General features: G+C 36.9%; 11 protein-coding genes, 1 pseudogene and 1 other annotated feature. Of the genes and pseudogenes, 7 read left to right on the forward strand and 5 right to left on the reverse strand.

The genetic code is table 11. The features are described 5' to 3' along the window. Nucleotides 1-12: 12 nt before the first annotated feature. From coaC to IGL70_RS03215, 3 genes are read right to left on the reverse strand one after another with little or no spacing between them, the layout of a single operon-like run. A complete protein-coding gene (gene coaC, locus IGL70_RS03205; RefSeq protein WP_002287045.1) occupies nucleotides 13-564 on the reverse strand; it encodes a phosphopantothenoylcysteine decarboxylase in 552 nt (183 codons plus the stop codon). Beyond that, the gene (locus IGL70_RS03210) at nucleotides 561-1,298 is read right to left on the reverse strand and encodes a phosphopantothenate--cysteine ligase (protein WP_002293460.1); all 738 of its coding nucleotides are present in this window, start codon (nucleotides 1,296-1,298) and stop codon (nucleotides 561-563) included. The genes coaC and IGL70_RS03210 overlap by 4 nt, the downstream gene beginning before the upstream one ends. Continuing rightward, nucleotides 1,295-2,284, reverse strand: coding sequence for an oxidoreductase (locus IGL70_RS03215; protein ID WP_010728165.1), 990 nt, complete (start codon nucleotides 2,282-2,284; stop codon nucleotides 1,295-1,297). Before IGL70_RS03215 ends, IGL70_RS03210 begins: the two co-directional genes overlap by 4 nt. Before the next feature lie 257 nt (nucleotides 2,285-2,541). Between IGL70_RS03215 and IGL70_RS03220 the strand changes: the two genes are divergently transcribed. The 6 genes from IGL70_RS03220 (at nucleotide 2,542) to IGL70_RS03245 (ending at nucleotide 8,592) form a co-directional block, all read left to right on the forward strand. Beyond that, nucleotides 2,542-3,084, forward strand: a complete 543-nt coding sequence (locus IGL70_RS03220; RefSeq protein ID WP_002287040.1) for a helix-turn-helix domain-containing protein — start codon at nucleotides 2,542-2,544, stop codon at nucleotides 3,082-3,084. 16 nt (nucleotides 3,085-3,100) lie between these two features. Beyond that, on the forward strand, nucleotides 3,101-4,186 hold the full coding sequence (locus tag IGL70_RS03225; protein WP_002287039.1) for an ABC transporter ATP-binding protein: 1,086 nt from the start codon (nucleotides 3,101-3,103) through the stop codon (nucleotides 4,184-4,186). Between the two features lie 11 nt (nucleotides 4,187-4,197). Further along, entirely contained in the window at nucleotides 4,198-5,004 is an 807-nt protein-coding gene (locus IGL70_RS03230) for an ABC transporter permease (RefSeq protein WP_002287038.1), read from the forward strand. Continuing rightward, the gene (locus tag IGL70_RS03235) at nucleotides 5,005-5,832 is read left to right on the forward strand and encodes an ABC transporter permease (RefSeq protein WP_002287036.1); all 828 of its coding nucleotides are present in this window, start codon (nucleotides 5,005-5,007) and stop codon (nucleotides 5,830-5,832) included. Continuing rightward, on the forward strand, nucleotides 5,829-6,902 hold the full coding sequence (locus tag IGL70_RS03240; protein WP_002341667.1) for an ABC transporter substrate-binding protein: 1,074 nt from the start codon (nucleotides 5,829-5,831) through the stop codon (nucleotides 6,900-6,902). The genes IGL70_RS03235 and IGL70_RS03240 overlap by 4 nt, the downstream gene beginning before the upstream one ends. A 271-nt stretch (nucleotides 6,903-7,173) precedes the next feature. Continuing rightward, nucleotides 7,174-7,401: a binding site (T-box leader), on the forward strand. A 60-nt stretch (nucleotides 7,402-7,461) separates the two neighbouring features. Further along, nucleotides 7,462-8,592, forward strand: a complete 1,131-nt coding sequence (locus IGL70_RS03245) for a 5-methyltetrahydropteroyltriglutamate--homocysteine S-methyltransferase (RefSeq protein WP_002287014.1) — start codon at nucleotides 7,462-7,464, stop codon at nucleotides 8,590-8,592. Between the two features lie 650 nt (nucleotides 8,593-9,242). On the opposite strand, the gene IGL70_RS03250 is transcribed toward IGL70_RS03245, so the two are convergent. Both IGL70_RS03250 and IGL70_RS03255 read right to left on the reverse strand, forming a co-directional pair. Then, nucleotides 9,243-10,856 carry an FAD-dependent oxidoreductase gene (locus IGL70_RS03250; RefSeq protein ID WP_104873706.1) on the reverse strand — a complete coding sequence of 538 codons (1,614 nt, stop codon included), beginning with the start codon at nucleotides 10,854-10,856 and terminating at the stop codon, nucleotides 9,243-9,245. Between the two features lie 140 nt (nucleotides 10,857-10,996). Beyond that, nucleotides 10,997-11,905: a helix-turn-helix transcriptional regulator gene (locus IGL70_RS03255; RefSeq protein WP_010727476.1), complete on the reverse strand. Its 909-nt coding sequence runs from the start codon at nucleotides 11,903-11,905 to the stop codon at nucleotides 10,997-10,999. 182 nt (nucleotides 11,906-12,087) lie between these two features. On the opposite strand from IGL70_RS03255, the pseudogene IGL70_RS03260 reads away from it, so the two are divergent. Beyond that, nucleotides 12,088-13,209 (forward strand): annotated as a pseudogene (locus IGL70_RS03260) (ABC transporter substrate-binding protein); the annotation flags it as partial. Between the last annotated feature and the right edge of the window lie 127 nt (nucleotides 13,210-13,336).

The raw sequence follows: 13,336 nt of genomic DNA on the forward strand, positions 1-13,336 counted from the left end.
TACTCCTTTTTTCTAAGCATTTCTTTCATTAAGAGTCAGCATGACCTGTTCGATGATCGTCTGAATATCAGCTAAGGCACCTTTTCCAAAATCTCCACAAGCTAAAAGAGATTCTCTTGGTTCAATTTCCTGATAGCCGACAGATCTCAATGTTTCCAGATTACGCTGAGTGATCGGGTTTTGATACATATTCGTGTTCATGGCAGGGGCAATCAATTTTGGTGTTCCCACTGGAAGCGCCATTGCGACTGTTGAAAGAAGATCGTCTGCAATGCCATTTGCTAGCTTGCCGATAATGTTTGCTGTAGCAGGCGCGATGAGAAACAAGTCAGCTTGTTTTGCTAGTTCGATATGATTGATTACCTGCGGATTTGATTCTTGCATGACGTCTGTATGGACTGCGCGCTTCGACAGAGATTGCAAGGTTAATGGCGTGATAAAATGTGTGCTGCTTTTAGACATAATCACATCTACCTGGGCACCTAATTTGACGAATTGACTTGTAAGATCAGCGCTTTTGTAAGCAGAAATACTTCCAGTAACGCCTAGTAAGATCTTTTTCATTTTGATTCCTCCAGTCTAATTTTCTCAGTAATCAATGCAGCAATCTCAGATTTACTTTGAGCTTCTTCCACTGTTCCATCTTTAGATAAGAGATAGCCGTGGTGTGTCTCGCCATGGATTTCCGTCAAATCATTTGCGAAAATAAAATCAGTTTTGTTATTTATCAGACTATTTTTTGCGACTGCCAGAAGAGATTCCTTTGGTACATCTACTAATAGTTTGAAACCAATGATTTTTGCTTTTGGCTGCCATTCACGTAGATAAGAAATGATTTTTGGTGTTTTCTTCAAAACGAGCACAAGATGCTCGGTGTCAGAAGAGATCTTTGAAACAGTGGTATCTGTCTGTTCATTTTCCGCAAACCAATTGTCCAGTTCTTCTTGCGTTGAAGAAGTGGGTAGGTTTTTTGCCAGCTGTTCTTCTGAAAAACTAAAAGCAGGAGTAAAATCACTGACTGCCATACTGTGGATAATCGCATCGTAGTGTTCTTTTTTCGTTAGTGCTTCTAATTGTAAAAATAAGTCCAGTGCAGATTCGATCGTATAAATCGTTATATTGGAGTGTCTTTTCGGTTTCAGTGCTTGTTTCGTAGTCACGTAATCGATTGTGGTATCCGGATTGGCAGCTAAATAATCAGCTAATGCTTGCCCTAATCGTCCTGTCGAATGATTTGTAATAGCACGTACTTGATCGATTTTTTCAGTCGTTCCTCCAGCTGTGATTAGAATCTTCATTTATGGTCACCTACATTTACTAGTGTTCTTCCTTGGTGTGTTCCAGCAAGTAGTTTAGATGCTGTTTCAGGCAATTGATCCAGAGTAATCTCTTGGACGACCAGTTCATCTGCAATCTGCAAATCCGCCATCTGTTGCCATAAAGAAAGACGTTGATCTATTGGTACATTGACAGAATCAATTCCAATCAACTGGATGTTTCTCAGAATAAAAGGCAAGACAGTCGCGTTTAGTTTGATTCCCCCAGCATTGCCACATAAAGCTACTGCACCGTTATAAGAGATTAATGGAAGAAGACTGCTTAGCTGCTCGCCACCTACTGTGTCGATGACATAGTCGATTTGCTGTTTTCCTAAAGCTTTTGTTGTCTCTGGCAGAAATTCATCAGGTCGTACGACTTGAGAAGCACCTAGACTTTTTAGCCATGTGACAGACTCTTCTTTTCTGGAAAAGGCAATGATTGACTGGAATCCTAGTTTATGTAACAGGGCTATCGCTGTACTGCCTACACCGCCAGAAGCACCAGTAACGACAACTTTTTTATCGGAGGTCATACCTTGACGGATTAAAGCGTTCACACACAACATAGCAGTAAACCCTGCTGTACCAAAAATCATCGCTTGACGCAGTGTCATATTTTTCGGTAGAGGGACTAACCAGTCTCCTGGTACTTTTTGATATTGGCTATAACCGCCTGGATGGGTGACGCCAAGCCCAAAACCAGTAGCAAGTACAAGATCTTCTTTTGAAAAACGTGGATTGTTACTTTGGACGACAGTTCCGGATAAATCAATCCCTGGAGTCATCGGATAGGTTCGTATCACCTGACCAGACTCGCTCATTGCCAATGCATCTTTGTAATTGACATCAGAATAGGCAATTTTTACCAAGACTTCATTTTCAGCCAACTCAGTAAATGGCAGATCACTGATTGCTGTATGGAAAACAGGTTCCTTTATTACCTGAAAAGATCGAAAAGCGTTCATTCGTGAGACACTCCTTTTAAAATTTTCTTTTATCATACCATAAAGCCTACTCTTTTATTCTTGTTCTTCCGTAAATTTAGACAAAAATTAGGTGAAAAATAAAGAATCAAACAACTAGAATTTATTCCAAAAGATAAAGAAATATTCAGCAAAAAAAATTTTACAAAGGGTTGCCTTTTTCAATAAATTTCGTATACTAATACGAGTGGTAGTAAACAGGAAGTTTACTATTAGAAAACTTCGATTCGGAGGAAATTATGGAAATTGGTGAGAAGTTAAGAAATTTGCGCATCCAAAAGAATTTGACACAAGAAGAACTAGGCGAACGCACAGATTTGTCAAAAGGGTATATTTCCCAGTTGGAACGAGATTTAAGTTCACCATCAATGGAAACATTCTTTTCTATTCTTGAAGTCTTAGGTGTGACTCCAGAAGAATTTTTTCATCAAGAAGCAGCGAATCTGCAAGTGGTTTATTCAAAAGAAGATCATACGGTTTATTTCGATGAAGAAAACGGGTATGAATTGGAATGGCTCGTGGCTGATTCGAATGAAAAAGAAATGGAGCCTGTCTTGCTGACTTTTGAAGGTGCAGGAGAATATAAGACGTTTGAACCTTCATTATCTGAAACGTTTATTTTTGTATTAGAAGGGGAATTAGAGTTAAGCTTAGGAGAGACGGTCTATGTGGCAAAAGCAGGACAGTCGATCTATTATCAAGCGACAAAACAACATCAATTAAGGAATCATCTCAAAAAACGAACAAAAGTATTGATTGTTGCAACGCAATCATATTTGTAATATAGGGGGTAAAAACGTGGGGAAACCAATCATTTCATTTGATCAAGTAGTGAAACGCTATGATGATGAAACAGTATTAAAAAAAGTAAGTTTTGAGATCGAACAAGGAAAATTTTATACACTGCTTGGTCCTTCCGGCTGTGGTAAAACAACGATCCTACGTATTATAGCTGGATTCACCGAAGCTACAGAAGGGGACATCTATTTTGAAGGGAAACGGTTGAATGATTTGCCAGCTAATAAGCGACAAGTAAATACAGTCTTCCAAGATTATGCACTTTTTCCTCATATGAATGTTTTTGATAACGTTGCTTTTGGATTGAAGATCAAGAAAATGTCCAAATCAGATATCGAAAAGAAGGTAAAAGATGCTTTGCGTATGGTCCAGCTTCCTGGATACGAAAAACGGGAGATTAGTGAAATGTCTGGTGGTCAAAGACAGCGTGTAGCGATTGCACGAGCAATTGTAAATGAACCGAAAGTATTGCTATTAGATGAACCGTTATCGGCGCTTGATTTGAAACTACGTACAGATATGCAGTATGAACTGCGGGATCTGCAACAACGATTAGGAATCACGTTTATTTTTGTTACTCATGACCAAGAAGAAGCGTTGGCAATGAGTGATGAGATTTTTGTCATGAATAAAGGGAAAATCGTCCAAAGTGGTACACCCGTAGATATTTATGATGAGCCAATCAATCATTTCGTTGCTGATTTTGTTGGGGAGAGCAATATCGTGGACGGTGTAATGATCGAAGATAATCTAGTTGAGTTTGTTGGTAAGCAATTTGAATGTGTCGATGGCGGGATGCGTCTAAATGAACCAGTTGAAGTTGTTTTACGCCCAGAGGATTTGACGATCACGACACCAGATAAAGGAAAACTAGTCGTAACGGTCGATACTCAGCTGTTTCGTGGTGTCCATTATGAAATCATCTGTTATGATGAACAGCAAAATGAATGGATGGTCCATTCAACGAAAAAAGCTAAAGAAGGAAGCAAAGTAGGATTGGCCTTTGAGCCAGAAGATATCCATGTCATGCGTTTCAACGAGTCTGAAGAAGAATTCGATGCACGTCTTGACAGCTACGAAGAATAGGGGGGACAAGAATGAAAACAATGCGCAGGATCTATTCCGTCCCTTATATTTTGTGGCTCGGTTTATTCGTGATCGCGCCTGTATTAATGATCATTTATCAATCTTTTTTTGATATGAATGGGCAATTCACGCTGAATAATTATCTATCTTATTTTACGTCGGGGACATCGCTTTCTATGACGATCAATTCTGTATGGTATGCATTTTTGATCACGTTTTTCACGCTGATCATCAGTTACCCGACTGCTTATTTTTTAACAAAACTGAAGCACAAGCAATTATGGCTGATGCTGATTATTTTGCCTACATGGGTGAATCTGCTGCTTAAAGCTTACGCATTTATTGGGATTTTCAGTGTGCACGGCAGCGTGAATCATTTCTTTGATTTTATCGGGATCGGGCCGAAACAGATATTATTCACAGACTTCAGTTTTCTGTTCGTGGCAACGTATATCGAGATTCCATTTATGATTATGCCAATTTTCAATGCATTGGAAGAGATGAATCCTTCTTTGATCAGTGCTAGTAGAGATTTAGGCGCGAATAGCTTTGAGACCTTCCGACGAGTGATTTTTCCGTTATCATTAAATGGTGTGAAAAGTGGTGTCCAAGCAGTATTTATTCCTTCTCTTTCTTTATTCATGCTGACTCGTCTGATTGGCGGAAATCGGGTGATCACTTTAGGAACGGCTATCGAACAGCATTTCTTGGTTACACAAAACTGGGGGATGGGTTCTACAATCGGTGTGATTTTAATCATTGCTATGTTCATCGTGATGCTCCTGACAGGCGAGAAGAAAAAAGGAGGTCGCTCATAAATGAAAAAATTTAAATGGTCGTATCTTTATTTAGGGATCGTCTTTTTATTCTTATATGCACCGATCTTCTATCTGATTTTTTATTCCTTCAATGAAGGAGGAACGATGAACAGCTTTACAGGATTTACTTGGGAAAATTATGAAGCTGTTTTTGAAGATACACGTTTGATCATTATCGTATTGAATACGTTCATGCTGGCTTTCTTATCTGCATTGATCGCCACGATCATCGGGACATTTGGGGCTATGGGAATCTATTACACGAAAAAACGACGTGCACGGACAGCGTTGTTGAGCATGAATAACATCTTATTAGTCTCTCCTGATGTTATTATCGGTGCTAGTTTCTTGATTTTCTTTACACTACTAGGATTCGGATTAGGTTTTCAGAGTGTATTGCTTTCCCATATTGCTTTCAGCATTCCAATCGTCGTCTTGATGGTCTTGCCAAAATTGCAGGAAATGAACGATTCAATGGTCGATGCGGCTAGAGACCTTGGTGCTAATAATTTCCAAGTAGTCAAAAATATCATTTTGCCTTATCTTTCTCCAGGAATCATAGCTGGATATTTTATGGCATTTACCTATTCTCTTGATGATTTTGCGGTTACGTTTTTCGTCACAGGAAATGGCTTTACGACGCTCTCAGTAGAGATCTATTCTCGTGCAAGACAAGGAATCAGTTTAGAAATCAATGCGCTAAGTGCGTTAGTTTTCTTGTTCTCCATGATATTGGTCATTGGATACTACTTTATTAGTAAAGAAAACCGTCCAAAACGGCTGAAGAAAAACAGAAGAGTACGCGAGGGGGTGGCACGGCTGCGATGAAAAAATTACAATCTCTGTTTTTAGGTATTCTCATCATTATTGCGGTGCTGCTGCTTGGTGTTCGTCAACTTGAAAAAACAAGTGGCATGAGTGGAGCAAAGGTACTTACCATCTATAACTGGGGAGATTATATCGATCCTAGTTTGATCACGAAATTTGAAAAAGAATATGGATACAAAGTGAATTATGAAACATTTGATTCTAATGAAGCGATGTTCACAAAAATCCAGCAAGGTGGGACAAACTACGACATCGCTATACCAAGTGAATATATGATCCAAAAAATGATCAAAGAAAAACTAGTACTTCCATTAGATCATTCGAAGATCAAAGGATTAAATAATATTGATCCACGATTTTTAGACTTGGATTTTGATCCAGATAATCAGTATTCGATTCCATATTTTTGGGGAACTTTAGGGATCGTATATAACGATAAATTCTTTGATGCAAATCAAATTAAGCATTGGGATGATTTGTGGAAGCCGGAATTAAAAGACAGTTTGATGCTGATTGACGGTGCACGAGAAGTTATGGGGCTTTCTTTGAATAGTTTAGGCTATTCTTTGAATAGTAAGAATATGGCACAGCTGACAGAAGCAGCAAATAAATTGAATCATTTAACACCAAATGTCAAAGCAATCGTGGCAGATGAGATCAAAATGTATATGATCAATGAAGAAGCCTCCGTGGCAGTGACATTTTCTGGCGAAGCTGCCGATATGATGTGGGAAAATGAACATTTACATTATGTGATCCCACCAGAAGGATCCAATCTTTGGTTTGATAATATCGTTATGCCAAAAACCGTGAAAAATAAAGAAGGTGCCTATGATTTCATCAACTTTATGCTAGAACCGGAAAATGCGGCACAAAATGCAGAGTATATTGGTTATTCTACACCAAATGAAGAAGCAAAAGCGTTATTGCCAAAAGACATTTCGTCGGACGAACAATTCTATCCATCTGATGACACGATCTCCCATCTTGAAGTCTACAAAGATCTAGGATCGAAATACCTAGGCATCTATAATGACCTATTCTTAGAATTCAAGATGTATCGGAAATAGCGAGAAAATAAGCAAATTTGCATAACTATAATAAAAAGGACTTAGTTTTGATGGGAAATTTTTCAAAATTAAGTCCTTTTTTATGTGGTTGAAACGGGTATGATCATTTTAAGGAAGTGATCTAAGATGAAAGGACGACTGAACAATTATCATATTAGAAAAGCTTTATTGTATTCCACAAACAAATTACTAAGAATAACAAATTAGTTTTTGTTTGTTCTTATTCCCTATTGACTTTTCTTTCAAACATGCTATTCTAATTTTATTCTAATAGTATCCGATGAGAAGGAAAGTAGACAGAAAATGGTTCAAGAGAGGCTTTGGTTGGTGTAAAAAGCTAGAAGTTGACTGTCGAAAATGGCCTTAGAGGATTTTTTGTCGAAAGGTAGGCAAAAACGAACAGTCTTTCGTTACCAAGACCACTGATTTTATTGTCAGGCTGAGAGAAAGAATGTTTTTTCTGAAAAAAGGTGGTACCACGAGTATAATCGTCCTTTTACTAGTATTTGCTAGTAAAAGGATTTTTTTTTACAAAAAAACAAAGAAAAGAGTGAGTGAAATGAGCAAAAATAGACCATTTACAGTAGATCATGTCGGAAGTTTCTTACGCCCGCAATCGATCAAAGAAGCAAGAAAAAAAGTTCAAGAAGGCTTACTTTCAAAAGAAGAACTTCGTGCAATCGAAGACCAGGAAATAAAAAAATTAGTGGAAGACCAAAAAGCAGTCGGCATCAAAGGAATTACAGATGGTGAATTTCGGCGTGGATTTTGGCATCTTGATTTTTTAGAAGAACTAAATGGTATCGAAGGCTATGTTCCAGAAACTGGATATAATCAAACATTCCACGGAAAAGCAGCTCCAGCTTATAATATTCGGGTAGTAGATAAATTATCTTTCAATCCAAATCACCCATTTTTAAAAGATTTTGCTTTTCTGAAAGAAGTAGTGGAAACAGATGATACTTTTGTTGCAAAAGCAACGATCCCTAGTCCCACGATGATTTTACGACAAGAGATCCTATCTAATGATGGTTCTTCAAAAATCAAGGAGATTTATCCTGATCTATCTGATTTTTATGAGGACTTGTCCTCTACTTACAAAGCAGCGATTCATGCTTTTTATGAAAAAGGTTGCCGTTACCTGCAATTCGATGATACAAATTGGGCGTTTCTAGCTGATCAAACTAAAAGAGAAGCACTTCTTCAAAAAGGAATTGATCCGAAAGAAATGGCCCATATTTGTACAGAGATTATCAATAACGCACTGGAAGACAAACCAGAAGATTTGACGATCACAACACATATCTGCCGCGGGAATCACGCTTCTTCTTGGCTGTTTTCCGGTGGATATGAACCCATTGCAGAAGAGTTGTTTTCAACAAATTATGATGGTTTCTTTTTGGAATATGATTCTGACCGAGCAGGAGATTTTACTCCTTTAAGACATTGGAGTAACAAAGAAAGTAAAGTTGTTTTAGGATTAGTTACTTCTAAGTTTCCAGATTTGGAAGATACGGAGAAAATAAAAGAACGAATAAAAGAAGCACAACAATTTGTACCATTGGAAAATCTAAGTATCAGTCCTCAATGTGGGTTTGCTTCAACAGAAGAAGGAAACCATTTAACAGAAGAAGAACAATGGAAGAAAATCCAATTATTGCAGCAAGTCGCAAAAGAAGTTTGGCTATAAAAATGTGAGGCTTGGCAAAAAAAAGCGTCCCAAAAAGTCGGCTTTTCATGGAGTGGAGAAATCCACTCTTTTTTATTTACCTTTTATATTATTTATTTGTTAAATAAATAGGAACAAAAAAATTAAATTACTTAATACACACATTAGGGATCATTCATTGAAGGATTAGAAGACAACGAGGATGGCGAAAAATATGATTACAATAGAAAAGTCGTTCTAAACAAATCAGTTCCTAGTATCACACAACGCAAGCCAGTCGATTTGGTGAGATTAGAGGAGTGAAAGCAAACTTTATTATATAAGAAAAAATATTCGAAAGGGATGCTAGTTTAGGTACTAGTGCTGATGAATTAATATTATGCCTCGTAATATTAGGCGTAGTTACTCTAGAGACATCAGTATGGACTATGATTTGTCTCAGAGTCACAACATGTTTTTTTATGAAAAGAAACAGCTAAAATAATTAAATTGCGCAATGTTTAAACTTTCTTAAACTATAACCTAATAAATGTGAAGAAATAATGCACAATTTCTTCACATTTATCTTCTATTCTATATACATACCAACCAACAACCCTATATACTTTTTCATTTTTACTCCTCAAGTAAAAATAACTCCTAGACCGCGGCTACCCACCGCGGTCGTTTTTTTATTCTTCAATCAAAATCGCTTTGATACCCAAACCTGCCAAGATTCGGGCAGAAGTATAAGTATTCAATCCTCTTCTGAAAGTAATGTAAACTTTTTTATCTTTTGGGATTTCATTGATTCGATCTCGTAACTCATTCATTGGAATATTTTTTGTTGCCGAGATACTGCCAGAAGGTGCTTTATTAGGTTCACGTATATCTAAAAAGAACGCTTCTTTCAAATCGTTTTCGGGTATATCACTTGCTTTGATCGTTTCTACGATATTCGTCATTTGATTGATTGCGACATAACCAGCTATATTCAACGGGTCACGGGTAGTAGAATACGGTGGAGAGTAAGGCAACTCCAAATCAGGTAAATCAAAGACTGTCAAGTTTCCGGTGATCGCTACAGAAAGTTCTCCCATCCGTTTATCGACACCTTTTTCTCCAAATGCTTGTCCACCTAAAATACGACCGCTATCTGCATCAAAAATCAGCTTTAGATTTAATCTTGTAGCTTCTGGATAGAAATAGGCATGGTCAAAAGGAGTGATAAAAACAGTTTTATAATTTGTTATGCCTGATGCTTTTAATGCATGTTCTGTCATTCCCGCATAACTTGCTGTATGATCAAAGATTTTTGCGACACCTGCACCAATATATCCGCGATAGCGCATAGGCGTACCATTTAAAATATCTGCCAACATATGTCCTTGACGATTGGCCGCACTGGAAAGCATACTTTGGATCGGCTGACCAGTCACTACACTAGTCGTTTCGATAATATCGCCAATCGCATAGATGTCCGGCAGATTGGTTTGTAACTGGTCATCAACAATGATCTGGCCTGTATCTGATAATTGTATGCCGGTTGCTTTCACCACTTCATTATTCGGAGAAACACCAACAGCAAAGATTAGCATATCAGCAGAAAGGACGGAGCCATCTGATAATACTATTTCTCGACCTTTATCACGGATCTCAGTAACTCTTGTTTCTAAATGAACGGCTAATCCTTCTTTCAGCAATTTGTCATAAACTAAATCAGCAATTTCTGGATCATAAGGGAAAGCGACTTGTGGCAATTGATCGATTAAAGTCACGTCTAAGCCGCGATGCTTGAAATTCTCAGCTAATTCCAGACCCATAACACCTGCACCAAGAATGACGACATGTTGTGGATTTTTTTCTTCAAGGAACGATTTGATTTGATCCGCATCCGTCACACTACGGAGGACAAAGCCGTTTTCTGCTTCAAAAACTCCGGGAATATCCGGATAATCTGGTCTAGCACCAGAAGAGATGATCAACTTATCGTAATCTGTTTTTGTTTCTTCATTTGTGGATAGGTCTTTAACTGTTAATCGCTTAGTAGAAGGATCGATTGCTGTTACTTCGTGTTTAGTAAAGACATCGATGTTGTTTTTTGTTTTCAATATTTCTGGTGTACGTTCGATCAGCGAGTCACGGTCAGTGATCACACCTCCTAAATAATAAGGCAAAGCACAACTTGCATAAGAAATATTTTCTCCGCGTTCATAGATAATGATTTCGTGCGCTTCATTCAATCGACGGAAACGAGTGGCAAATGAAGGACCGCCAGCTACACCGCCAATGACAACAACTTTCATAAAAACATCTCCTTTTCTACGTTGATCGTACTATGTTATGGTAAAAAACAGCAAATAATTGTGCCGGAAAATTATTGTTTATTTTGAATAGACAGAAAATATAGAGAAATAATTTGTGGATAAAACCTAAAAATTTTTTTCTATTTTAAGGATAGATAATACTTTGAAGGGGATAACCCTGTATATTTTTTAAAAGCTGAAGAAAAATGATGGATCGAATGAAATCCTAATATATCTGCAATTTCTGTATAGGTTAATTCATTTTCTAGCACGAGACGTTTTGCTTTTTCCATTTTTAGTTCTTTAAAATAGCTAATAACACTTTTTCCAGTCACTTTTCTAAAATGTTTTTTTAAGCTGGCTGGACTGATAAAAAAAATTTGGGCTAATTGTTCAAGCGAAAAATTTTCTGAAAGATGTTCTTCTAAATATCGTATGATTGGATCAACTAATTCATCTGAATAAAGAATATGCTTTTTTTTAGGAATGACTTTCTCATTTGAAGGTATTGTCAATAAAGCAAGTTCCTGTTGATAATGCCTTGGTAAGGAAGACAATTGAATTTTTTGCAGACAATAAGTAACTAATAAGGAAAGCAAATGAATGCTCATCTGTTGGCATAGTATGAAAAAAGAATTGATTTCCTGATCATAGGAAATAGCTGGCTTACTATGTTTTAGATAATCAATTTTGAACTGTTCATTTTTCAGAAAAGTAATGATAGATGTTATTTCTTGATCTATAGAAAAAGATTGTCCCGTAATATGTGCTAATAATTGCTCATCAAAATAAAACTGGATAATGATAAAAGTTTGTGTTTCCTTTTGAGTAGAAAAGATTTGGACTTCTTGCTGTTTATCAATGAATAAAAGGGAAGGATTATCTAGTTCTATAGATTTATGTGCAAATTCAGCATATAAATTAGCGCTTTCATTTATTAGTAGTCGAAAATAGGGAGCAGCAGATAAATGAAGATGGGTATCTATGGAATAGGTTAGTGTTTTTTTGACAAGATTGGAGGATTGGTTGTTTGTTAACAAAAGAACCACTTTCCTTTCTCTTTTTATATAAAAAGCTTTCTATTTATAATTAATGACTATTATAACAAAAATGAAAAGCCAAAACGACAAGTAAAATATTTTTTTATATAAATATTTGTGTTACTAATTCCGTTAATATACATAAGTGAAAGCGTTTTATATAAGAACTTGAAAAGAAAGAAGGGATAGACATGAAAAAAAGATACAAATTGGTGATAGCTTTGCTAAACATTACCCTATTATTCAGCTTAAGTGCATGTGGAAAAACTAACGAAGAAGTAACAGCAAACATCGCAGATCCAATGATAAAAAAAGCCACTACATTAGAAGTATATGTCGCAAACGGCAAACTGACAAACTATGTTGAAAATGCTGCAAAAATCTATAACCGCAAAACTGGAGCAAATATTGACTTAAAAATTGTGAATGTAGCTTCGGGAACAGCAACAGTACAAATGATCACCCCAAAATTGGTAACACACGAAGATATGCCGGATATTATCTCCATGGCAGACACTTCAGCAGCAGGTGTGCTGGAAAAATTTCAAGATGCTTTTTATAGTGCTGATGAATATGGATTTTATGACAAATATGGCGATCAGTTTTATGATCAAAAATTGAATATTTTGCGTCAACAAACGAGTAATGAAACGATCATTCCTTGGGCTAGTGATTTTACTCCAGCACTTTGTTATTATCAACCAAAAAAATTTGCTGAAATAGGTGTAGATTTTGAAGAAATCAGTTCTTGGGAAGAATATATCCAGGTGGCAAAAGCATTAAAAGAAAAAACTGGTAGTTTTGGAATTGCCTTGCCAGAATCTGGGGACCAAGAATTGTTTATCAACATGTTAGCCCAGCAGAATCAATCTTTGCTTGATGAAGAAGGAAATATCCGTCTGAATACTAAAGAAGCGAAACATGCTGCAAAGTTAATCAAAGAAATGATCGACTCAGGTATTGTACATTTCTACGGTGCACAAGATGCTGAGAAAGCATTTCAAGAATCTGCAATGTTTGTTGCTGGCGGCTGGTATGCTACGAATATGTCTTTGAATTTTCCTGATGCATCTGACAAATGGCGCATGGCTCCACTGATTCCTTTTTCAAAAGAAAATCCAGGAAAAGGTGCAGTATCAGGAGGATCAAGTTTTTATGTCCCTAAAGATGCCAAAAATCCACAAGTGGCACAACAATTTCTTACATTTATGCTGACAGATGAAGAATGCTTAGCCAACGCACTGGAGCTGGGCGTGGCTACATCTAACTCATTGGCCTATCAAACAGAAGCAGCTGAGAAAAAGTTTGACTACTACGGAGGACAAAAATACTATGAACTATTGAATAAAATCAATGAAAATACATCAAATACTGTTTTACCAGCCACTTATTCAGATGCTACGTCTTATTTGACTACCGCTGCATATAACTATTGGCAAA

The sequence above is a fragment of the Enterococcus sp. DIV0901a genome (assembly GCF_051711525.1).
GTDB classification, from domain to species: Bacteria; Bacillota; Bacilli; order Lactobacillales; family Enterococcaceae; genus Enterococcus_B; species Enterococcus_B faecium.